16 protein-coding genes are annotated in these 22616 nt (G+C 58.8%); 6 read left to right on the top strand and 10 right to left on the bottom strand.

Annotation, left to right across the window (positions count from 1 at the left end; all coding sequences use genetic code 11):
• Positions 1-2: 2 nt before the first annotated feature.
• Together ABLN94_RS17305 and ABLN94_RS17300 are read left to right on the top strand one after the other, a co-directional pair.
• Complete coding sequence (locus tag ABLN94_RS17305) at positions 3-2420, top strand: GcvT family protein (protein WP_352994662.1); 2418 nt, start codon at positions 3-5, stop codon at positions 2418-2420.
• Between the two features lie 5 nt (positions 2421-2425).
• A complete protein-coding gene (locus tag ABLN94_RS17300; RefSeq protein ID WP_352994659.1) occupies positions 2426-4840 on the top strand; it encodes a GcvT family protein in 2415 nt (804 codons plus the stop codon).
• Positions 4841-4874: 34 nt separating this feature from the next.
• On the opposite strand, the gene ABLN94_RS17295 is transcribed toward ABLN94_RS17300, so the two are convergent.
• The 5 genes from ABLN94_RS17295 to ABLN94_RS17275 all read right to left on the bottom strand — a co-directional run bounded on the left by ABLN94_RS17295 (position 4875) and on the right by ABLN94_RS17275 (position 11404).
• On the bottom strand, positions 4875-6134 hold the full coding sequence (locus ABLN94_RS17295; RefSeq protein WP_352994657.1) for an aminotransferase class V-fold PLP-dependent enzyme: 1260 nt from the start codon (positions 6132-6134) through the stop codon (positions 4875-4877).
• Positions 6135-6153: 19 nt separating this feature from the next.
• Positions 6154-7167 (bottom strand): glutamate cyclase domain-containing protein, encoded by a 1014-nt coding sequence (locus ABLN94_RS17290; RefSeq protein ID WP_352994654.1) that lies wholly within the window; start codon positions 7165-7167, stop codon positions 6154-6156.
• Positions 7168-8430: a hypothetical protein gene (locus ABLN94_RS17285; protein ID WP_352994652.1), complete on the bottom strand. Its 1263-nt coding sequence runs from the start codon at positions 8428-8430 to the stop codon at positions 7168-7170. It lies immediately after the preceding gene.
• Entirely contained in the window at positions 8427-9911 is a 1485-nt protein-coding gene (locus tag ABLN94_RS17280) for an aldehyde dehydrogenase family protein (RefSeq protein WP_352994650.1), read from the bottom strand. Before ABLN94_RS17280 ends, ABLN94_RS17285 begins: the two co-directional genes overlap by 4 nt.
• A 116-nt stretch (positions 9912-10027) precedes the next feature.
• Positions 10028-11404 (bottom strand): aminotransferase, encoded by a 1377-nt coding sequence (locus ABLN94_RS17275; protein ID WP_352994647.1) that lies wholly within the window; start codon positions 11402-11404, stop codon positions 10028-10030.
• A gap of 106 nt (positions 11405-11510) precedes the next feature.
• On the opposite strand from ABLN94_RS17275, the gene ABLN94_RS17270 reads away from it, so the two are divergent.
• Complete coding sequence (locus ABLN94_RS17270) at positions 11511-12437, top strand: LysR family transcriptional regulator (protein ID WP_352994644.1); 927 nt, start codon at positions 11511-11513, stop codon at positions 12435-12437.
• Between the two features lie 284 nt (positions 12438-12721).
• Here ABLN94_RS17270 and ABLN94_RS17265 read toward each other — a convergent pair whose 3' ends face one another.
• The 4 genes from ABLN94_RS17265 to ABLN94_RS17250 form a co-directional block, all read right to left on the bottom strand.
• A complete protein-coding gene (locus ABLN94_RS17265; protein ID WP_352994641.1) occupies positions 12722-13825 on the bottom strand; it encodes a lyase family protein in 1104 nt (367 codons plus the stop codon).
• A complete protein-coding gene (locus tag ABLN94_RS17260) occupies positions 13818-15332 on the bottom strand; it encodes a tripartite tricarboxylate transporter permease (RefSeq protein ID WP_352994638.1) in 1515 nt (504 codons plus the stop codon). Before ABLN94_RS17260 ends, ABLN94_RS17265 begins: the two co-directional genes overlap by 8 nt.
• 6 nt (positions 15333-15338) lie before the next feature.
• Positions 15339-15806 (bottom strand): tripartite tricarboxylate transporter TctB family protein, encoded by a 468-nt coding sequence (locus ABLN94_RS17255; RefSeq protein ID WP_352994635.1) that lies wholly within the window; start codon positions 15804-15806, stop codon positions 15339-15341.
• A gap of 69 nt (positions 15807-15875) precedes the next feature.
• Complete coding sequence (locus ABLN94_RS17250; protein ID WP_352994633.1) at positions 15876-16835, bottom strand: tripartite tricarboxylate transporter substrate binding protein; 960 nt, start codon at positions 16833-16835, stop codon at positions 15876-15878.
• 103 nt (positions 16836-16938) lie between these two features.
• On the opposite strand from ABLN94_RS17250, the gene ABLN94_RS17245 reads away from it, so the two are divergent.
• On the top strand, positions 16939-17856 hold the full coding sequence (locus ABLN94_RS17245) for a LysR family transcriptional regulator (protein ID WP_352994631.1): 918 nt from the start codon (positions 16939-16941) through the stop codon (positions 17854-17856).
• A 351-nt stretch (positions 17857-18207) separates the two neighbouring features.
• On the opposite strand, the gene ABLN94_RS17240 is transcribed toward ABLN94_RS17245, so the two are convergent.
• Complete coding sequence (locus tag ABLN94_RS17240) at positions 18208-19176, bottom strand: LysR family transcriptional regulator (RefSeq protein WP_352994628.1); 969 nt, start codon at positions 19174-19176, stop codon at positions 18208-18210.
• Positions 19177-19306: 130 nt separating this feature from the next.
• On the opposite strand from ABLN94_RS17240, the gene ABLN94_RS17235 reads away from it, so the two are divergent.
• Positions 19307-20311: a TAXI family TRAP transporter solute-binding subunit gene (locus tag ABLN94_RS17235; RefSeq protein WP_352994729.1), complete on the top strand. Its 1005-nt coding sequence runs from the start codon at positions 19307-19309 to the stop codon at positions 20309-20311.
• An 89-nt stretch (positions 20312-20400) separates the two neighbouring features.
• Entirely contained in the window at positions 20401-22614 is a 2214-nt protein-coding gene (locus ABLN94_RS17230; protein WP_352994626.1) for a TRAP transporter permease, read from the top strand.
• Positions 22615-22616: the final 2 nt, after the last annotated feature.

Genomic DNA, 22616 nt, shown 5'->3' with positions numbered 1-22616 from the left:
TCATGAAAAGCCAAGCCAAAGTTGTGATCATCGGGGGCGGTACGGTTGGTGTCTCGACCCTCTACCATCTGGGCAAAGCCGGGGTGACCGATACGCTGCTGATCGAGAAGAACGAACTGACCAGCGGCTCGACTTGGCACGCGGCGGGAAACATCCCGACCTACGCCAATAGCTGGGGCGGTATGCGCGCGGGCAACTACGCCTGGCGGCTCTACAAGGATCTGGCGGAAGAGGTCGACTACCCAATCACCTATCGCCACACAGGCGCCTTCTGGCCCGCCCACACACCTGAACGGATGGATCTGTTCCGCCATCTTGTCGGTATCTCGAAGGGGCTGGGTTATGACATGGCCATGCTCACCCCGTCTGAGATGGACGATATGCACCCCTATTTCAGTTCGGGCGACAGCATCATCGGTGGGATTTTTGATCCCTATGAGGGTGACGTGGATCCTTCGCAATTGACCCAAGCGCTCGCCAAAGGCGCGCGGGATCAGGGCGCGGCGATCGCGCGGTTCACCACGGTCACCGGCATTGAACGCCGCGCGTCCGGCGAATGGGAGGTGCAGACCGACAAGGGCAATGTCGTTTGTGACATCGTGATCAACGCCGGTGGTTATTATGGCCGCGTCGTCGGTGAGATGGTCGGCCAGAAACTGCCCGTCGTCACGCTGGAGCACCAATATCTGGTCACCGAAAGCCTGCCCGAGCTTGAAGCCAACCCCGAGAACTTCCCGCTCATCCGCGATCCGGACATCATGTATTACCTGCGGCGCGAGCGGAACGGGCTGCTGCTGGGCTCATACGGCCACGAAGGTCGGCCCGCATGGCTGGACGGGATGCCCGATTGCTTTGCCAATCAGCTCTACCCCGACAGCGTCGACGACATCGCCGAAATCCTAGAGGCCGCGCTGGAGCATGTGCCGCTGCTGGGCGAGGCCGGTGTCAGCCGTTTCGTGAACGGCCCGATCCCTTACAGCCCCGATGGAGCCCCGCTCTGCGGCCCCGCCTTTGGTCTGCCGAACTTCTACCACGCCTGTTGTTTCCCTGTTGGCATCACTCATTCGGCGGCAGCGGCGAAGACCTTGACCGAGTGGATCACCGAAGGTGAGACAGAATGGGACATGTCCTTCTGGGATCCGCGCCGTTTTGGTGAGGAATGGGCGACATTCGACTATACGGTCAAACGGTCCAGCGAGTTGTACGAACACCAATATGCCATCCCCTACCCGCACCGCCTTTGGAAAGCGGGACGCCCGGTGCAGGCAACACCATTGTATGAAACGCTTAAGAAAAAGGGCGCGGTGTTCGGACAGGTCGCTGGCTGGGAGCGCGCGTTCTGGTTCCAGACTGACGCGATCAAGGATGACGGTCAGCTCAGCTTCCACCACGAAGCGTGGCATGACGCGGTCAAAGCTGAGTGCGAGGGCGTGCGCGACAATGTCGGTGTGATGGATCACGGTGGCTTCACCCGGTACGAGGTCGAAGGACCAAAAGCGACCGAGTTCCTCAATCATGTGTTCTGCGGCGCGATGCCATCAGTGGGCCGAGTCAAGCTTTCCTATATGCTGACGCCCAAAGGCAAGATCTGGTCCGAGGCCACTATCGCGCGGCTGGATGAGAATAAATACCTGCTCTGCGGTCCGACGCTGGCTGATCAGCGCGACCACGACTGGATGTCCCAGTTCCTGCCTGACGAAGGCGTGACCCTTTCCAGAGGTTCAGACTTCGACGCCGCCTTGATGGTCATGGGACCAAAGTCCTGTGATGTGCTACAACCGTTGACCGAAAGTGATTTGTCCAAAGAAACAGCTCCTTGGATGTCGGTGCGCGAGATCACCGTCGCCGGCGCGCCGGTGATAGCCCTGCGCGTGTCCTATGTCGGTGAGTTGGGATGGGAGCTGCATATGCGCAGTGCCGATCTGGTGTCGGTCTACTCGGCCATCATGAAAGAGGGCGCTAACAAAAGCATAGTCGAATTTGGGTCCTACGCGCTGAACACCATGCGGATTGAGAAAGGCTATCACGGCTGGGGGGTCGATTTCGGCATCGAATACACCGCCTTTGATGCCGGGCTTGATCGGTTCGTCAGCAAGAAAAAGGACAGCTTTGTCGGCCGCGATGCGTTTTTGGCGCAGGCGGAACAGCCTAAGGGATATCACTTCACCGCCTTCGTACTGGACGGTCACGGGGCCGACGCCTTGTCCTCAGACCCGATCTGCCGTGATGGCAAATCGGTGGGATATGTCAGCTCGGGCGGCACCGGGTTTCGCATCGGAAAGCGCATCGCGCTTGGTTACCTGACCGAGGCGGCGGAGCCCGGAGACGTTTACCAGATCGAAGTACTCGGTGTTCCGGTCAACGCGACCGTGTCCACGGTGCCCTTCTACGATCCTGAAAACGACCGGTTGCGGGGATAAGAACCATGGCAAAACCTCTTCCGACCGACGTGCAGGTCGCCATCATCGGCGGCGGCATTGTTGGCTGCGCCACCGCGTATCACCTCGCCAAGGCGGGCTGGTCGGTCGCCCTGTTCGAACGCAAGAAACTGACATCCGGCACAACCTGGCACGCCGCAGGGTTGGTCAGTGAAACGCAAGGCGTGCCGGTCATGTCGGCGCTGGCGAAATACGGCCTCGACCTGATGGAAAGCCTTGAGGATGAGACCGGCCAGAACACCGGCTTCAAACGCAACGGCTCGATGACTGTGGCGCTGACCGAGGCGCGCATGGAAGAGCTGCGGCGCAAGGTCGACTATGCCCACGGCTGCGGGTTGCGCGCCGAAGAGATCAGCCTGACCGAAGCGCAGGAGCGCTGGCCGCTGCTGTCGACCGAGGGCGCAAAAGGCGCGTTCTGGTTCCCCGGGGACGGCTATACCAACCCGATCGACACCACGGTGGCTCTGGCCAAGGGCGCGCGGATGTATGACGCACAAGTCTTCGAAGACACTAAAGTCACCCGCGTGGTGATCGAAGGGGGCCGCGCCATCGGTTTGGAAACCGAGCAGGGTTTGGTTCGCGCCGAACATGTAGTCAACGCAACCGGCATGTGGGCACGCGAATTCGGCCTGTCACATGACGTGCAAATCCCGTTGCACTACACCAACCACTACTATGTGGTGACTGACCCGATTGAAGGCGTAACCGGTGATCTACCCGTCCTGCGGGTGATGGATGAATACGCCTATTACAAGGAAGACGCGGGCAAGCTCTTGATCGGGTGTTCGGAACCCAACGCCACCCCGTGGCTGCCCAAAGACGGCCTGCCCGACAGTTTCGAATTCGACGAACTGCCCTGCGATGAGGAACACCTCTACCCCATCCTCGAAGCGGCAATGGAGCGGGTACCGGTGTTGGCCGAATCCGGTATCCGCAAGTTCTTTAACGGACCAGAGTGTTTTACCCCGGACGCAAAGCACTATCTGGGGCCAATACCGGATGTGGCGGGCTACTGGGTTGCCACCGGGTTCAACTCGACCGGCATTCAAAACGGCCCCGGCGCGGGGCGTGCGCTGGCCGAGTGGATCATGACAGGGCACATGACCATGGACCTGACCGATGTGGATAGCCGCCGCATTGTTCCAGGCCTGAACGCGCGCGCCTATACCGCCACCAAGGCCGCAGAAACACTCAGCCATGCCTATGCGATGCACTGGCCCTATCTGCGCAAAACACAGGCTCGCGGCCTTCGCCGGACCCCCTACTACACCCACCTACGCGATGCGGGGGCGCAATTTGGCAGCGCCAATGGCTGGGAACGCCCCTTCTACTACGGTCGCGAGATGACCGATGGGTTCGGACGCGAGCCGTGGTTCGACGATTGGCGGGCCGAGCATCAGGCGTTGCGCACCGATCTGGGCTGCATTGACCTGACCTTTGGGCGCTTTGTCGTAGATGGCGAAGATGCCGAGGCCCGGATGCAGCGACTCTGCGGTGCCAATTTGGCCGTCACGCCGGGTGCTTTGGTCTATACTCACATGTTCAACCCGCAGGGCGGGATCGAGGCCGATGTAACGGTCGCCCGACTAAGCTCGACGCGCTATCTAGTCATGGCCTCTGCCGGGGCCGAGCCGCAGACCGAATACTGGTTGAAAACGCAACTAGTTGGCACAGGCGTATCGGTAATCAACGTCACCTCGACCGAAGCCACACTGGCGCTGATGGGACCGCGCGCGCGGGATTTCCTCGCAGGGCTGACAGATGCCGATCTGTCGAATGAGGCCTTCCCCTTTGGCTCATGGCAGACGCTGCATGTGGGACATGCCCCGGTCCGGGCGCAGCGGATCACCTATGTGGGAGAACTGGGGTGGGAGCTTCACATCCCCTCGGAATTCGCCCAGCACGTTTTCGAAACAATCATGGCCTCGGCAAATGCACCGCGTCTGTGTGGCGGCATGGCGGTGGATAGCTGCCGGATCGAAAAGGGTTTCCGGCACTGGGGCCACGATATCGGCCCCTTTGACAGCCCGGTGGAAAGCGGCCTGACTTTCGCCTGCGATTTCTCCACCGACTTCACTGGTAAAGAGGCCATTATCACCCGCAAATCCGAAGGCGCCGCAAGCCGCCTGTTTTCTCTCCGTCTGGACGACCCGGATGCGCTGGTCTTTGGAAAAGAACCTATTCTTTGCGACGGCCAGAATGTTGGGCGCCTGACCTCGGCAAGCTACGGTTGGTCTGTGGGCGGGGGCATAGGCATGGGCTATGTTACCCGGCCCGAGGGAATGGCGATGAAAGACCTCGCCGCGCGGGCCTACCAGGTGAAGGTCGCCGGGCGTTCCATCCCGACACGGGCCAGTCTGCGCCCACTTTATGATCCCGACAACAAGCGGATGCGCGGCTGAATACCGCGCACCTCTGGACTTTGTGTTTCCTCGATCAGCCGTCCTGACCCAATACTTTGATCGCGCCCAATAGGCGGGCAATTTCTTGTTCCGTATTGTAGTGACAGAACGAGATGCGGATACAGTCCGACAGGCCCAGCGGTGTGAGCACATTGCCCGAGTAGTGGTCAGCCTTGCGGGTATGGGTGCGGATGCCCTGTTGGTTCAAGATCTCGACCACTTCTTCCGAGGCATGCTCTTTGATCACGATCGAAACCAACCCTTCGCGCGCAGGATTGTCGGCCCCGGCCAGAATGGTGACGTGCTCCATATCGCGCAGGCCCGGCAAATTTCCGGTGCCGTTAATGGCGGTGTTGGTCAGGTGGGTTTCATACGCGTGGATGGCGCGGCCAGCGGCCTCGATCCGTTTGCGTGGATCGGTCTCGTCCGACACTTCTCCGCCCAGCCAGTCGAAATAGGACACCACATCTGACACGGTGGCGTAGGAGCCGGTGTCGCGGGTGCCGAATTCCCAGCCGGTCGCAGGGGCATCAATGAGCATGTCATGCGGTGTGGTACTTAAGCGGTCGGATATCCAGGCAATGCCGTAGCCGTGGCGCGAAAACACCTTGTAGGGCGAGATTGCATAGCCATCTACGTTGTAAGCGTCCAAATCCAACTGCCCGTGCGCCGCGTGCTGGATTCCATCAACAATGATCATGCAATCGGGCGCCACCGCTCGGATCGCCGCTGAGATCGCCGCCACATCCATACCCATACCAGTGACGGGCGAGGCGTGCAGGATCGTCGCGACTGCCACATCCGGAGTCATCAGTGCGGTGTAATCCTCAGCGGAGACCATGCCGGTTTCGTTGTCATGGGGCACATTCACATAGTCCAGCCCGGCAATTTCGGCCCAGCGGCGCGCGGCGCTGCGGGTGGCTGGGTGTTCGATGGACGAACCGATCACCTTAGCGCCCTTGGGGGCGGCCAGACAGGCGGTGCGGATCATGCGGAACAGCAGCTCGGTACCGCTTTCACCCGCAAAGAACTGGCCGCTTGACGCGTTCATAAATATGGCCAGATCCTGTTTGGCCTTGTTGATCGTGTTCTGAGTCCCCTGCCCCGCCGGGTTGATGCGGCCTGGATTGTCAGGGATCGCTGCATAAAAGGCCGATGTCTCAGCCACCGCTTTCAGCGTCAACGCTCCACCAGCGTTTTCGAAAAAGATGCGTTCACCCTGAAACGGGCAACTGTCGACATGGGCAAACCGGTCGCGAATGGCGTCGATGAGGGCAGGGTTGTCTTGGATCATGGGTCAGTCCTGTGAGTTGTCAGAGCGCTCGGCTCACGATCGTGCGGCAGAGTTCGGCCACCGCAATATGGCTTTGGCGTGGGAAACCATCGACGCTGTCATCGACGACCCCGTGGGTGGAATTGATCAGGCCGTTAGAGACCATGGTATCCAGCAACAAGGCTTCGCGACCGGGAGTGTGCAGCAGATTTGCGTTGCCCGCGCGCGCAGCCATGGCGGCGGCAATCGCGGTGCAGCCCCAATTGGAACAGGCCGCCGTTACCAGCACGTCACAGCCGGTCACTGCGCCGATTCCGCCGCCGCAGCCACATTGGCATGTGTCTCCGTAGGGCACATGCGCTTTCACATGATCTGCGACCTTGCCCATGCCGATCTCATTCCCGCCATCGCCGACGGCCACAACGGGTATGCCACGCTCAAGCGCCAGATCGAACAGCAGATCGACACGCGCGCGGCCCATGCCATAGTCGATGCCGCGCATCGAATGATAGACGCCCTTTTCATTGCGCCCAACCCGTTCGGTCGAGAACAGCAGGTCGGGGTTTAGCTCCGCCAACAGCGTTTTGGCCTGCTCCAGCCCACCTTCGTCGTCGGTGGCAAAGGGCAGCATAACAATCGTGGCGAGGCTCTTGTCCGCCTTTGCAATCACCGCTTGCTCCAGCGTCACCGGGAACAGACCGGCGGCCTGGCATGTATTGCGGATCGCGGGCAGCAGGGTCTCTTCGCACAGCATCACGCAGGTCACGTTGCGCGCCAGCACCAGTGCTCGCGCAATCACCGCTGCGCCCGATGGGCCATCGTTTTCGCCCAACTCCGGAGTGATCCATGCGCGCGAAACCGAACCGGTGGTGATCACCACCGTGCCGCCCTCGGGCACCACCAGCAAAGCATCTGCCGCCGCACCGACCAGAGAGCGACCCTCAAGCGCAAGCGCGGCTTCGAACAGATGTTCCACGCCGCGCTCACCCACGTCGATATTCACCAACTGGTCCAGCCGGCTATCTAGTCGTGCAATCAAAGCAGTGTCGGCCATTCAAGTGTCTCCAAACAGCGTTGCCGCAAACCAAGAATTGTCGTGCAGATGGGCCGCCGTCTGGCGCATTGCCGACATCAGACAGTCTGCCACCGCCATTGCGCCCCCGGCCCGAGCCACCGCGCCCGAGGTTGGCTTCAACCTGATAGAGACACGCCCACCGGGTTGACCGTGGGTGTTAACTGTCACGATCCCCTTGTCCCGCAGCATCAACATCCCGATGACGGCGGTCACCTCCGCAGGCACCAGGTCCGTTTTGTCTGCGGATGCCATGCCCAGAACAATCTCCATCGCGTCCTGTTCGTCGATCTTCGGCCCCAGCGCCGAGCGGGTCACGCGCCCTGCCCCCAACGAGGCTTCCAGCGCATCGGCCAGATCCTGACCATCCTGCGCTTCTTGCAGCAGCAGATCGGGGGTAAACCCCTGCAAGCTGCGCATGGCTCCGACGGCCACGGGTGCGCGCGCTTCCATCCCCAATTCGCTGGCTTTGGCCTGCACCGGGATCAGCGCCTTCGGGTCACCACACAGTACGCCGGCACGCGGACCGGATAGACCAGCTTTGTCGGCATTGGTGATCACCAGATCGGCCCCAAAGGACAGCGACGCCCCGCCGCCATGCAACACCGGGCGAAAACGCGCCCCATAGGCGTCATCGAGGAAGGTGACACAGCCCACCTTTTTCCCCGCTGCCACTGCATCGCGGATCAGTTCATCGCTCAACATCGACAATTCCGATGTCACAGGTGTGATCACGAAAAGCGCCGGGTTCTCCTCGGCCAGCGCTTGGTTCACAGCCTCCAGATCATGCACCTCGCGCACCGGCACACCGGCCAGTCGCGCCCCGCGCAGGACCGAAGCATGGCTCCGGTCGCCTTCTGCCACCAGAGACAGCACCGGTTTGCAGCCCGAATGGGCCAGCACGGTCGCGACAATCCCAGCGCTGGTGCGGTTGACCACCGCCGCTGCCTCATAACCCTGCCCACCCAAATGAGCGATGGCTGCCTGACGCAATTCCTCTCCAAATAAACCGGGCCCGACCCACTCCTCACACAGCAGGTTCAGATCGTCCGGCGTCGCCGGGTAGAACCGCAGATTGCCGGTGCAGATGGCGATTTTGTCGATGCCTTCGCGCTCTACGAAATCCGCAGCTACACAACCCGCGTGCGCCAACCTGCGCACCTCATCCGCTGAGCCTTGCAGCAGAAGACCCCGGGCGTATCCCACGCCCGGATCAATAGTGTTACCGAACCGGTCCGTGCTCACGCGCCGCCCTCGATATTGATGGTGACGCATTTGCGATAGGTATAGGCCTCCAACGCGCCTTCGATGGAGTATTCGCTGCCCATTCCCGATTGCTTGGTGCCACCATAGGACATGCCAGGGATCTGCCCGCCGCCCTGATTGACCTGAACCCAACCGGCATCAATGGCGCGGGTCAGGCGGGTAATCCGGCTGACGTCATGTGTGAACAGGAACGCAGCCAGCCCGTAATGGGTGTCATTGGCCATGGCGATGACTTCTTCTTCGGTCTCAAATGGGATGGCAACCATGACCGGGCCAAACACCTCTTCCCGCGCGATGCGCCAGTTGTTGTCAACGCCAGTGATGATGGTCGGGTTGGGACAGAAGCCGGCAGGGTCCTCAGTTGGCGTTTCGCCGATCAGGAAGGTGGCGCCCTCGGCCTCGGCCTCAGCCACATAGGCGCGGATTTCGCCATAGCGTTCGGCGTTCACGACCGCGCCCATATCCACATCCGGGTCCAGCGCATCCCCTACTTTCAACGCTGCCGATTTCTCGGCCACTTTGGGCATCAGCTCGTCCCAGATGTCCTTGTGCACAAACAGCCGCGACCCGGCGGTGCAGCTCTGTCCCTGACGGGCAAAGCGCATCGCATTAGCCACCTGCTGCGCGGTGCTGTCCAGGCGGCCATCCGCGATGGCATCCGGAAAGACGATTGTCGGGGACTTGCCACCCAGTTCCAGCGTCAGCTTGGCGATACGGTCGGCGGTGGCCTTGCCGATCAGTTTGCCCACTTCGCTTGACCCGGTGAACGACACCTTATCAATGCCCGGATGCGAGGCCAGCGCCGCGCCTGCTTCCTCGCCCAACCCTGTGACCACGTTGAACACACCCGGTGGGAACAGACCATCGGCCAGTTCGGCCAGCTTCAGGATCGCCAGCGGCGCGTCCTCGGCCGGCTTCAGAACCAGACAGTTGCCAGTCGCCAAGGCCATCGAAATCTTCACTGCCCCCAATTGCAAAGGCGAATTCCATGGAATGATCGACCCCACAACGCCGTGGGGTTCACGCGTGGAAAAGCTCAGCAGCCCGGGGCCCAGCGGCAGAGTCTCCCCCTTCTGCTCGACCGCCACGCCACCGTAATATTTCAGAACGCCAGCAGCCCCCATCGCCTCGCCCCGCGATTGGGTCTTGATGGCATTGCCAGACTCAGCAGCCAGCACACGGGCCACCTCTTCGGCATTCTCTTCCAAACGACGCCCGAGTTTCGTCAACAGCTTGCCACGCTCACTCGCCGCCAGAGAGCGCCACGCTGGCAACGCGGCACGGGCGGCGGCGACGGCCAAATCGACCTCGGTTGACGTGCCGCGACCGACCTCGCAGATCGCGGCGCGGCGCGAGGGGTTCTCGACCACCAGCCGTCGTTCGGGCCAGTGCCAGGCCCCGTTGATGTAACTTCCGGCCAGCCCTGCGTCGGGCAGTTTCGGTTCCAGGTGTGTCGTCATCCCTGTTCTCCTTGGCAGGCTGAGGGCATTCCAAAAATAAGGCGCGCCGCCTGAAGGGGAGAGGGTCGGCGGCGCAGGGATCGGATGAGAGCTTGGCTCCGACCCCGAAAAGGTGATCAGATCTTGGCGCGGACCACGGCCCAGGCGTCATCCAGCGCGCCCTTGAACCGTTCGGTTGCGATGTCGATCTCGTCTTCATTGATGATCAGCGGCGGCATAAAGCTCATCCGGTCGCCGATCGCCCGCAGGTACAAGCCCCGATCATGGGCAAAGTTCTGCACAAGCTCACCGACTTTCCAAGAGGGATCGAACGGTTCGCGGGTTTTTGCGTCCTTCATCAGCTCAAAGCCGCAGAATAGGCCGACACCGCGCACCTCGGCCACCAACGGGTGGTCGACCATGGCGTGACATTTCTCGAGGAACCGGGTCGAGACCTTACGGACGTGACCGACCAAGTCGATCTCATCATAGATATCCAGCGCCTCAAGCCCGACGGCAGCACCCACCGGGTGACCGGCATAGGTGTAACCGTGGCCGAAGGTGCCGACCTCGTCCGAGTTCTTCATCATGTCGGCATACATCTCGTCCTTGAACATCAGCGCCGAGATCGGGAAGAACGCCGCCGACAGCGCCTTGGCGCAAGAGACCATGTCCGGCTCCAGCCCCCAGGTCTGCGATCCCCACATATTACCGGTGCGGCCAAAGCCACAGACGACTTCATCCGCCAGAAACTTGATGTCATATTTGCGCAGAACCGCCTGCATTTCCTTCCAATAGCCTTCGGGCGGCATCAGCGCGCCGCCACCGGATATGGCGGGTTCAGCAAAAAACGCCGCTACGGTTTCGGGGCCTTCAGCGAGGATCAGTTCTTCGAACTTGGCCCCCATCCGGGCGGAGAACTCTTCTTCGCTCTCGCCGTCGATGTGAAACCGGTAGTAGTTCGGCAACTCGGTGTGCTTGAACTCGGGCAGAGGCAGGCCGAACTTGGCGTGCATATGCGGCTGGCCCGACAGCGACACGGTCGCCACCGTGTTGCCGTGATAGCCACGCACTCGGCCAATGATCTTGCGGCGGTTCGGCTCGCCCTTGGCGGTGTTGGTGTACCACAGCAGCTTGATTGCGGTGTCGTTCGCTTCAGACCCCGAGCATTGGAACATCACGCGGTTCATGTTGCCAGGGGCCATGCCGATCAGTCGCTCGCCCAGCTCCGCCACGCGCGGGTGCGAGCGGTTGTAGAAAGTCGGCGCGAAGGGCAGCACATCCATCTGACGCTTCGCCGCGTTCGACAGCCGTTCGTTGTGATAACCCAGCGAGACACAGCCCAGACCGGAGAACCCGTCAATAATCTCACGGCCTTCGCTGTCGTAGATGAACACCCCCTTGCCATGGGTGATCATGGTCGGACCGTGCTCGGCATGCTGGCGCAAGTTCGACTGCGGATGCACATGATGCGCCTTGTCCTGCTCGATCGCGCGTTTGGCGTCAACGTTCATAGGGGAAGCTCCAGATCAAAACCTGGGGCGATTTCACATTTATATTGACTGAATTTCAAATTCGAAGTTTTTACGATTTCGTGAATATTTTTCAGGCTGAGGACCAATGAAACCGCTATTAGATCTGCGCCACCTTCAATTGATCCAAGCGATTACTGAAACCGGTCGGATCACCGATGCGGCCAAGAAGCTCGGGGTGACGCCCTCCGCCCTTTCCCACCGCCTACGCGAGGCCGAGCGCAGGCTGGACGTGCCGCTGTTTACCCGGATGCACAAAAAGCTTCGCCGGACCCCGGCGGCAGACTACATGGCGGTCGTGGCCGAGCGAATCCTGACCGATCTCAGCCGCGCCGAGGAGGATGTGCGCCGCATGAATGCCAATGTGCAGCACGTGGTGCGCCTGTCGGTCGAAGCCTATAGCAACTACCGCTGGTTGCCGTCCTTTATCAAGTTCATGAAATCGCGCACCGACGGCATCGATATTCAAATCATGGCTGGCGCACGTAGCGACCCGTTGAGCGGGTTGCTGAACCGACATTTGGACATTGCAATCATGTCAGGCAACGTCTCACAGGCAGGGTTGAGCAGCATGAAACTCTTCGAAGACCCGCTGCTCTACATAATGCCCCCCACTCACCGGCTGGCAGAGCGGGACTATATCGAAGGTACAGACATCGTTGGCGAACCGTTCATCACCTACACCAAGGTGCCGGAACCTGATCGCGAATTCGCGCTGCTGTTCCGCCCTACCGACAGCTATCCCAAATGGGCGGCCACCGTTGAATTACCCGAAGCGATAGTCGAATTGGTGGCTTCGGATTTGGGCACAAGCGTCTTGTCGAATTGGGCCCTTCAATCCGCGCTCAAGGAGGGTCGTATCGTTGGTGCTGGTGTTACAAAAGACGGCATCTCGGTCCCTTGGCGTGCTGTTCTACGGACCGAAGATATGGAAGAAGGAGATCCAATCCTCGAGATCGCCCAACTTCTGTCTGAGTGGTGCGATCTGCCTGATTGCGGTTTTCACATCACCTGACGCCCATGCATCGTTGCCAAAGCACGAGATGTTGTGTCGATTGCGTGATGCCGTTTCGCAGGACTTGACCTGTTAGGCTCTCAGTTCCTGTCAAGCGCGACACGATGAAAGAGGCTCACCCTTCCATCAATAAGGCTGAAAGGGTTTCGATCCCAACCTCTGCCTTTGCACCCCATGACAATATTCAGAATACTAGCTAGTCCTGCCGAACCACTTTGTGCTTCCGTTTTTGGAGGCAACAACGTGACAATGCCCATGCACGAATGGCTCAATGCCACGGCAAGTTACGTGCATGACACGTTCGATTGAGAGCTATCTGCAAGCAATCTGCGCATCGCATCAGGATCGGCGACCAGGGATTTCAACATTTGTTCTGACCACTGCAATGCGCCCGAGGTCAAAAGAAACGTCTCTGGTACAACGATCCATTCACCAATCCAGACACCTCCTGACCGTTCATGTTCGTGCAAGGTCAGTTCACCGATTTGTTCAGCGCGTTGGCGTCCCAATCTGGCAACGGCTTCTCCGAATTCCGAGGCCCGCTGGTTACGCTTGTGTCCCATCGCAGAAGAGACACCCTTACCTGGCTCATAGGTCTCGGAAAATTCACCGATGTCAGAGGATGACAGTTGATTGACGTTGTGGGCTATTTTGCACAGCGTTCCACACAGCGCACCGAGGGCCATGACAATATCTGCAACACCGTCTCGGGCGTTTTGCCAATGCGGCTCGACGACATTCAGCCCCAGCGACGCCGCAACGCCCTGCTTAACTTGTTGCCCGGTCCCGTTCTCGTAACCGCGCAAATCCCCCACCGGGCCACCGATTTGAACATTTAATCCGCGCTCTGCCGCCTCTCTCAAAGCCCTTGATCGGCGTTCCAATTCCGAGCGCCAGACTTTGAACTTCGTCGCCAGATTGATTGGAACCGCGTGCTGACCGTTGGTTCGGCCCATCATCATCGTATCCTTGTGGGACGAGATATGATGATCAATTGCCGCGGTGACGCACTGGAGAGTGTGCTGGAGGCTCTCCAGCCCCAGTTTCATTTGCAACGCCATCGCAGTGTCCATGAGGTCCTGCGTCGTCGCGCGGAAATGCACGTGGGCGGCGTGGTCCGGCAACACGCTTCGCAGCTGCCTAACCAAACCGACGATGGGGCGGCCGACAAGCATCATCTCTGCCTGCAGTTCGGAACAGTCCAAGTCGCAGATCGAAACTGCCTTGATTGCCTCTGCCGCCTCTGCCGGAATCAGACCGGCGGCAGCTTGATGCGCGGCAAGAACCTGTTCAACCTTAAGCCATGCCGATAGTGTCGCGTGCTCGGACCAGATGGACCGCATCTCGGCACTGGAGAAACAATCCCGGTATATGGCGTAATCAAGCATCACCGAGCCCTCCTTCGGCGACGCGGCGCTCTTTGACGATACCGCGAATTCGGAAAGCCATGGCCGCTATCCCGACAAGCAGGAAGGCGAGCGCAATCGGACGTTCCACAAAGATCAGGGCTCCGCCGTCAGACATCAGTAGGGATTGGCGGAAGGTTTCCTCGGCCCCCTTGGCCAACACAAAAGAGATCACGAAAGCCGCTACATTGAAATCGTATTTCCGCATCAGCCAACCCGCAAAGCCGGCAACGGTCATAACGGTCACATCGAACATCGATCCGCGCGCGGAATAGGCAGCGACAAAAGACGTAAGGAAGATCAAGGGATACAAGACGTTGGTCGGTATCTTCAGGATCAGCCGCGCAACCTGCGTTGCCCCAAAATAGCCAATCAGACCATAAGCCAGAATTCCCAGCATGCCGCAGGCGAACAGTTTATAGACCAATTCCTTATCGGTCAGGAACAAGGTGGGGCCGACCTGAATGCCGTGGATCAGGAAGACCCCCAGCAGGATCGCGCCGATGGTTGAGCCCGGAATACCAAGGGTCAGCAGTGGCGCCATCGACGGTCCGGACACCGCGTTGTTGGCAGCCTCGGGCGCGGCAACGCCTTCCAGCGCGCCCCTGCCCCACATCTCGGGGTTCCTGGCACGGCGTTTGCCTTCACCGTAAGAGATGAAGGCCGCGATTGCCGAACCCAAGCCCGGCAGAACACCGATACCTGCGCCGATAAACCCGCCGCGCAACGCGTGTGGCAGACAGGGCTTGTATTCCTCCCAGGTCAGGCTGTTGCCATCTGCGGTACTCTCGTGTTCCTTGGTCTCACCAGTGACTTTGCTGCGGGATTCAAGCTGAGCAAACACTTCGCCCAGAACGAAAACACCAATCATCAGGGGCACAAGGCCGATCCCATTCGACAGGTCGAATGATCCGAACGTATAGCGTTCCTCGCTTGAGATTGGGTCCAGCCCGACCATGGCGATCAGGATACCCGTCAATGCCGACGCCAACCCTTTGACGATGGAGTTACCAATCACCGAACCGATAACGGCAAAGGCGGCAAAGTAGATGGCAAAGGTTTCCGGTGGGCCGAGTTTCAGCGCAATGGCCGCAATGAAACCGACTCCGATCACCAGCAGGATATCTCCCATCAGGTCTCCGATAATCGAGGAAATGGTCGCAACTTTCATCGCTTTACCTGCCTTGCCGGCACGGGCCAGCGGGTAACCATCAATCTGAGTTGCCGCGCTGGCCGCCGTTCCGGGCGTGTTGAACAGAATGGCTGCGATCGAGCCTCCGTACCGCCCGGATTTGCCGATTACGTACAGAAACGCGAGGGCAAAGATCGGCGGCATATAGAAGGTGATCGGTAGCAGCATCGCGATGGCCGCCGAAGCTGTCAGCCCGGGCGTCGCGCCAACCACCATGCCCACCGCCGCTGCGAGAACGATTGCCAATAGCAACGAGGGATCGGTGATCACCGAAAGAAGTGCGGGAAATATCTCCATGGTGTTTTACCCCTGAAGCCAGCTGAGTAGATCGAAAACCTCGCCATAGGGCGGGAATACGCCCAGCAGGACGAAAAAGATGAGATGGAAGACCAGCGGGCAAAAGACCATGGACAGGATCAGGCCGATCCGGCTGCGCACGCCGAAAAAATAGAGGACCACAGGGGCCACAATCGCCGTCGGCAACAGGTAGCCGAACCAGCGAAACGACTGTTGGTAGAGCAACGCGATGATGAACAGACCGATGATCTGCAGGGTCGCCCGATTATCCTGATCCTGCCCAGTGTCGCCCGCCGTCTGACGCGCAGCACCCGCCAGCATCAACCCGGACAGGAGCAGCAAGGCGACCGACGCCGAAAATGGCACGATCCCGGCCCAAGTATCCCCCGGAGATGCCGCAGGCACTTGCCAAGCACCCCAGAGGGCGAAAAGTGCGATGAGGGCAAGCACCAGACCTTCTGCATAGGCACGCATGTCGTTCCTCCCAGATTTCAACAGGTAGAAAGGGGCCAGACGACCATAGTCCGCCCGGCCCTGAGGACTTTAGTTGGTCAGGCTTTGGACCAAGGGAGTGGCGTCCTCTTTCATAGCGGACAGGGTCGCTTTGGCATCCGGACCATTTTGGTAGACCGGGCCGGTCCCGCGTGAGGCGAGAAGCTCCGCAAATTCGGGCTTTGCCGCGATCTTCTCCAACGCTGTTTCCATCGCGGAAATCACCTCTGTCGGAGTATCCTTCGGCGCAAACACGATGACCGGGGAGGAGACAGCGGCAAAGGGAATGCCCAGTTCACCAAACGAGGGGACATCTGTCATGATCCCATCCCGGTCCTGGCTATTTACCGCCAGCGCGCGTAGCTGTTCTTCGAAACCGGCCAGCTGCTGAACACCCAGGAACCCGAAATCCGCCTGCTCTCCGATCAGAGCAGCCCGAGTCGGCCCGCCCCCTTTGAACGGCACATCCTGCGCATCAATGTCGTTGCTGGCCAGAAAGCCCAGCCCGCCGACATGATGGAAGCCTCCGCGCCCCGAATGCGCCCAACGCAGTTCACCGGGATTGGCCTTGGCCGCGTCAATAACATCCTGAACGGTCTGATAGGGGCTGTTCACAGGTACCATAAGCGAGGTCTGCAACTGTCCGACCTGCGCGACGAAATCGAAACTCTCCAGCGCGTCAATGTCAGTATCCCGGGTCATGGTCGATAGCAGGAACGACCCTCCGGACGTCATCATCAGAGTATATCCATCTGGCCGTGCTCCAACGACGGCATTGGCGCCGTTCAAACCTCCCGACCCCGGTTTATTGACCACGACCACTGGCACATCCAACACCCCTTCCGCGGCAGCCGAGATAGCGCGGGCATAGGCGTCGGTCCCACCGCCGGCTTTATACGGTACAACCAGATTGATCGGCCGTTTTGGCCAGTCTTCGGCAAGGCTTGCGGTGGTCGTTGCGGTGACAGCAATTGCAGCAATTGCGGCACCAAGAAGCGTTCTGCGTTTCATGAGGTTCCTCCCAATTCAGCTTGGGAACAGACTACGCCAAAACTCCAATTGTAAAAAATGCAAAGGTGTTATCTACTCTTGCAAAATATGAAAGCATTGAGGAATGAACATCAAGGCCCTGCGCGCGTTTCGCGCGACCCTATCCGAAGGTTCGCTTGTCGCTGCATCCGACATCCTTCACCTCAGCCAGCCTGCGATCAGCAGGCTAATCTCGGGACTCGAGGCCGAACTTAGGCTGACGCTGTTTGATCGCAGCGGTCGCAATCTAACCCCGACACCAGAAGGGCTGGCCTTCTATAAAGAGGCCGGGCGGATACTCGATAACCTTGATGAGATCCCGCGCATCGCAGCGGAAATCAAAGCTGGCCGGACTGAGACACTGCGTATTGTCACCATGCCCAGAATTGCCCAGTCCCTTTCGGCTCCGGCTGTTGCACGCTTCCTGAAGAACAACCCAGACACAAATATCAACCTCGATGTTCGAGCGAGGCGCGAAGCGGGTAAATGGCTAGCCGGACGGGAGTACGACATCGGCATTGGAGCACTGCCGGTAGATCATCCTGGAATCGTCACCAAACCGTTGCTGAGAGTAAGAGCACAAGCCGTTTTGCCCCTAGGCCATCCCCTTTCATCCCGAAAGGAGCTGACTGCAGATGATCTTGTAGACGAGACGGTCATACGCCTGATGCACGGCCTTTTGCTACGCGACCAACTGGACGACTTTTTTCATTCGGCGGGTGCCACGCCCCGGCAAACATGCGAAGTCGCCGCATCTCAACTCGCGTGCTCGCTTGTTGCAGAGAGAGCCGGTGTTACAATCGCAGACGAATTGGTCGCCGCTCAGACCCAGTCGAGCAAACTTACACTTGTTCCTGTGACGCCTGAACGTTGGATGACATTTGGCATCCTTTACCCTTTGTCCGACACGAAGCCAGACGCCCTTCATCTGTTTGAAAATGCGCTGTTTGAAATTGTAGCTGAACTGGCGCAACAAAGCCCGACACTTGAATTAGCCTTTTAACTTCGCCTTGGTCATTTTCCCATAAGCTTGGGCATTCGCAAGACGTGCAGCGATGGTTTGGCTCCCGCCATTTCGATAAAACTTCAACGCCCGCCACTTTGGCAAACCTGTCTTTGAGACTCGTCAGGGTAAGAGTTTCAAGATACCCGACTTAGTAGTCCAATCAATGAACTGTCGAGCGCCCGCCTGACACCGAAATTCCGCCCCCTAGAAAATTTTCAAAACTGACTGATACTGCAGCCACCACCAATTTGTTTGTTTCAACAAGAACTTTGAAACAGAAACCTTCAGAAAGTTGGTAAAAGCGGTCTATTTTTCCCTCAGGTTTTCGGGCCGCAAAACCAAAGTTATTCAGCTCTGCTCGCCACCTGTTTCGTCAGGCCAAACTGCGTGAGGGTTGGCTTTCACCCCTTCCAACATTCTCAACACCTCGGCTTTCCAACCTGCTTTGATCTTCAGTGCCAATTGAGACGGTGGTCGGTGGTCGGGCTCAAGGAGCGCGTATTCATATCTAAGCGGTTTCTCGAAGGGTAGGAACGCAACTTTTCCATTGGACAGGTTTAGTTCTCGTTCAGTCGCTACGGTCAACGGATCCACGATCGAATAACACTGACCCGAGCTCACAAAGGGTATCAATGGTAGAAAGTACTGACAGGTCACCGTTGGATTGTAGTCAGCGGAAACATCCTGAAACTCTTTCCGAATTTTGCTTTGGAATGGATGCGTGGCATGCAATCCCCCCATTGGTGCCCCGTCGAGATCGGAAATGGTTACGGTCTTGCACAACGCAAGCGGGCTATTACGATCGACGGCACAAAAACAATCTGCCCGTATCAGTTCGGCCGAGTACTGAGGCTTTTTCCCGGTCGAATGTTCGAAATCCGCGAAGCCGAAATCTATGTTCTGCGTCCCGGCAAGTTCCATAATCTGGGGCGAGCTACGCGTTGATAATGTGATGCGTATCTCGGGGTTCTCACCAACCGATTGGCTGATAAACCGCGGGAACAAGAAGGCGGACGGGCCCGGCATTGTAGCGATATTGAGGCTGCCGGAATGACCTTTGATCAGCCCCTCCATTGTGCTGGAAATCGTCGCAAGGCGGTCCAGAATACCTGTGGTTTCGGCCAATAGGTAATGCGCTTCGGGAACAGGCACCAATCGCCGTCCTTTACGCTCAAACAGTGTCAGGCCCAGATTCTTTTCAAGGTTCTTCAAGGCCAGGCTGATCGCTGGCTGTGTGCGATTCAGCTTCTTGGCAGTTTGAGAGATAGAGCCGGTCTCCATCACCTCGCGAAAGACGGTGAGCTGCGTAAGGTTCATGGTCAATATATAAGCCAAACCTTAGTTTTGTGAAATATAACAAATTTGTATTTATGAAATTTACCATTACGCTTGCGGGATCGAAATTCGGCCAAACCGAATCCGACGATCCAACAAGGGAGATGAGATGATGAAATTCGTAAAATCCTTGACCGGACTGGCCCTGGCAGGCGCGCTTGCCGCCCCTGCGCTGGCTCAGGACCCAACCTTTTTCCGCATCGGGACCGGTGGAGCAGGTGGAACCTACTTCCCCATCGGCGGCACCATCGCAAACGGAATCTCCGCCCCTCCGGGCTCGCGTCCGTGTGAAGAAGGCGGCCAGTGCGGTGTTCCGGGCCTGATCGCAATCGCGCAATCCACCACCGCTTCGGTCTTCAACAACGCGGCTGTACAGAACGGAGAGCTTGAGGCCGGTCTGGCCGCAGCCGACGTCACCCGTTCGATGTATCTGGGTGAAGGCAAGTTCGAGGGCAAACCTCACCCCAAGCTGCGCATCGTGGCCAACCTTTTCCCTGAAGATCTGCACCTGGTTCTGCCAGCGGGTCAGACGATCAATGATCTGGGCGATCTGGAAGGCAAGCGCGTTGGTATCGCACAGGCGGGTTCGGGCACGCAGGTTGCCGTTCTGCAAATGCTGGATGCCTGGGGCGTCAACCGTGACAACATGGACGAAGCCGAGCTGAACAACAGCCAGAGCGCTGAACGTTTGGCCGACGGTCAGTTGGACGCCTATTTCTATGCCGCAGGTTGGCCGGTTGCCGCGATGGTTCAGCTGTCCTCGACCAAGGGCATGAACCTGCATTCCTTCAGCGAGGAAGATCTGGCAAAGATCAACGAGATCATCCCGGCCTATATCCCCTCGACCATTCCGGGCGGCGTTTATGAAGGCATCGACGGCGAAACCAAGACCCCTGCAGTCAGCGCGATGCTGGTTGTTTCTTCGGATCTGTCCGACGAACTGGTCTATGAACTGACCAAGGCGCTTTGGAACGACAACACCCGCAAGCTGCTGGACAACGGCCATGCCAAGGGCAAGCAGATCACCCCTGACACGGCGCTGGACGGCGTCGAAGCTCTGGGTGTTCCGCTGCATCCGGGGGCTGAGAAGTTCTACAAAGAAGCAGGTCTTCTCTAATCCACCACTCACTGAACTGACCTGCAGATGCGGTGCCCCAATAGGGGCATCGTAATCTCAAAGTGCACTAAAATAACAGGGAGGCCATCATGTCCGAGACCCAGAAACTTGATGACCACGAACTGACGGCCGAGGAACTGGCCGCCATTGAAGAACAGTTCGACGAAGGCGCCGCAGTCCGGCAAGTTACGCCCACAACGGGCAAGGTACTGCGCGTCGTTGCCCTGATCTTTGCATTTTATGAATTTTTCACGGCCGGGTTTGGACTGCCGGCAGATCATTGGCACATGGGCATCTATTTGGCCCTGCTGTTCATTCTGGTCTACGCGACGATCCCGATTATCGGAACCAAGAGCCTTTATGCGCTTAAGGTCAGCCGATTCCGCATCGGCAACATCCCTCTTTACGATCTGGTCTTCATGGCGTTGGGGATCATTGCGGCGCTGTATGTGGGCGTCGCCTGGCGCGGCATTCCGTTTCTGGGGATCGAGGAACAGACATTCCGCATGGGCAACCCCAACACTTACGACGTGGTCTTAGGCGTGATCATCATCCTGTTGGTGCTGGACATCGCGCGCCGCACCTTGGGTTGGGTGCTGCCGCTGATCATCTGTGTCTTCATCTCTTACGCCCTGCTCGGGCCCTATTTCCCCGGCCTGCTGCAACATCCCGGCGTGAATTTCAAAACCTTCGTGTCGTCGATGTATTTCCCGCAGGAAGGCATCTACGGCGTCACCCTTTGGGTTGTTTCGACCATCGTGTTCCATTTCGTGTTGTTCGGCGTAATCGCGCAGCGCACGGGTTTGGGACAGCTTTTCATCGATAACGCTACGATTTTGGCGGGCCGCTATACCGGCGGTCCGGCAAAAGTGTCGGTGGTATCCTCGGCCTTCTTCGGCACGATTTCGGGCTCTTCGGTGGCCAACACCGTTTCGACCGGCGCGCTGACAATTCCCAACATGAAGCGCCTTGGATACCCCGGCCATTTTGCAGGCGGGGTCGAAGCCGCGTCTTCAGCTGGTGGGCAGATCACTCCGCCGATCATGGGGGCCGCAGCCTTCATCATGGCCGAGTTCCTTGAAGTTCCCTACACTACCATCGTGATCGCAGCGATCTTCCCGGCCATCCTGCACTATGTCGGCGTCTTTGCTGTCGTGCACCTGATGGCACGCAAGCTGAACCTGAAAGGTCTGGCGAAAGAACAACTGCCGCAGCTCAAGGCCGTCTGGGCCGAAGGCTGGGCCAACATCGTGCCTCTGATCGGCCTGTTGGTGGTGCTGTTCACCGGTTACACGCCCTTCATGTCGGCCTTCTGCGGTATCTCGCTAGCCGTGATCGCTGGAATGTCGCGTTTGAAACAACCTCCGACACTGATCTATGCGGCGGCGTTCCTGGCCTTTGTGCTATGGAAATTTTCAGATGGCGGGTTTGACCTGGCCATGACGGCGATCCTGTGTGCTCTGTCCATGGTCGCGACGCTGAACCCGCAAAAACGGATCGAAGTGCCCGAAATGCTTCAGGCGGTCGAGTTGGGCGTAAAATACTCGCTGGCCGTGGGTGCTGCGGCCGCTGCTGTTGGCATCGTGGTGGGCGTGATCAACACGACCGGCATCGGCTTCCGCATCGGCTTTATGGTCACGCAAGGCGCGGGCAATCTGGCTGCTGATCTCTACAACATGATCTCGTTCGGCAGCTTCCAGCTGTTTGCAATGGAAGACCTGCAGCTGTTCATCTCGCTCGTCTTCATTGCTGTTGTCTGCATCCTGATGGGCGCAGGCATCCCGACGACTGCGCTGTACATCATGCTGGTTTCCGTCGCCCAGCCCGCGCTGGCGCAGTTGGGCGTTCCGCCGATCGCAAGCCACCTGTTCGTTCTTTATTACGGTGTGGTGTCCGAGATCACGCCCCCGGTCTGTACATCGGCCTACGCGGCTGCGGCCATTGCCAACTCGAACCCATTCCGAACCGGGCTATCCGCCTTTACGCTTGGACTGGGCAAGGTGATCGCGCCGATGGCTTTTGTCTACGCTCCGGTTCTACTGTTCGTGTCATCGACCGGGTTCAATCTTTGGGAGTTCACCTACACCGCAGCCAGCTGTATTGCAGGGGTGATCGCGCTGTCGGCCGCAGTGGTGGGCTATTGGCTGCAACCAATGAACATTGCATCGCGTGTTCTGATGGCAATCGCCGGGGTTATTTTCGTCGCACCAAGCCTGACTGCGGATCTGATCGCGCTGGCCGTGGCCTCGCCGGTCATCGTCACCCAGTTGATCGCCCGCAATCGCAGCCATTCTCCGGCGTGACA

Origin of the sequence: Ruegeria sp. SCP11, assembly GCF_040329455.1 — a bacterium.
GTDB classification, from domain to species: Bacteria; Pseudomonadota; Alphaproteobacteria; order Rhodobacterales; family Rhodobacteraceae; genus Ruegeria; species Ruegeria atlantica_E.
Note: the sequence above shows the minus strand (reverse complement) of the source record. Positions and strands in the feature narration are given on the sequence as shown.

What these genes read in the sequence shown, in the direction of transcription:
- ABLN94_RS17305 (WP_352994662.1), top strand. Translation starts at nt 3, where the DNA reads ATGAAAAGCCAAGCCAAAGTTGTGATCATCGGGGGCGGTACGGTTGGT.
- ABLN94_RS17300 (WP_352994659.1), top strand. Translation starts at nt 2,426, where the DNA reads ATGGCAAAACCTCTTCCGACCGACGTGCAGGTCGCCATCATCGGCGGC.
- ABLN94_RS17295 (WP_352994657.1), bottom strand. Translation starts at nt 6,134, where the DNA reads ATGATCCAAGACAACCCTGCCCTCATCGACGCCATTCGCGACCGGTTT.
- ABLN94_RS17290 (WP_352994654.1), bottom strand. Translation starts at nt 7,167, where the DNA reads ATGGCCGACACTGCTTTGATTGCACGACTAGATAGCCGGCTGGACCAG.
- ABLN94_RS17280 (WP_352994650.1), bottom strand. Translation starts at nt 9,911, where the DNA reads ATGACGACACACCTGGAACCGAAACTGCCCGACGCAGGGCTGGCCGGA.
- ABLN94_RS17275 (WP_352994647.1), bottom strand. Translation starts at nt 11,404, where the DNA reads ATGAACGTTGACGCCAAACGCGCGATCGAGCAGGACAAGGCGCATCAT.
- ABLN94_RS17270 (WP_352994644.1), top strand. Translation starts at nt 11,511, where the DNA reads ATGAAACCGCTATTAGATCTGCGCCACCTTCAATTGATCCAAGCGATT.
- ABLN94_RS17265 (WP_352994641.1), bottom strand. Translation starts at nt 13,825, where the DNA reads ATGCTTGATTACGCCATATACCGGGATTGTTTCTCCAGTGCCGAGATG.
- ABLN94_RS17260 (WP_352994638.1), bottom strand. Translation starts at nt 15,332, where the DNA reads ATGGAGATATTTCCCGCACTTCTTTCGGTGATCACCGATCCCTCGTTG.
- ABLN94_RS17255 (WP_352994635.1), bottom strand. Translation starts at nt 15,806, where the DNA reads ATGCGTGCCTATGCAGAAGGTCTGGTGCTTGCCCTCATCGCACTTTTC.
- ABLN94_RS17250 (WP_352994633.1), bottom strand. Translation starts at nt 16,835, where the DNA reads ATGAAACGCAGAACGCTTCTTGGTGCCGCAATTGCTGCAATTGCTGTC.
- ABLN94_RS17245 (WP_352994631.1), top strand. Translation starts at nt 16,939, where the DNA reads ATGAACATCAAGGCCCTGCGCGCGTTTCGCGCGACCCTATCCGAAGGT.
- ABLN94_RS17240 (WP_352994628.1), bottom strand. Translation starts at nt 19,176, where the DNA reads ATGAACCTTACGCAGCTCACCGTCTTTCGCGAGGTGATGGAGACCGGC.
- ABLN94_RS17235 (WP_352994729.1), top strand. Translation starts at nt 19,307, where the DNA reads ATGAAATTCGTAAAATCCTTGACCGGACTGGCCCTGGCAGGCGCGCTT.
- ABLN94_RS17230 (WP_352994626.1), top strand. Translation starts at nt 20,401, where the DNA reads ATGTCCGAGACCCAGAAACTTGATGACCACGAACTGACGGCCGAGGAA.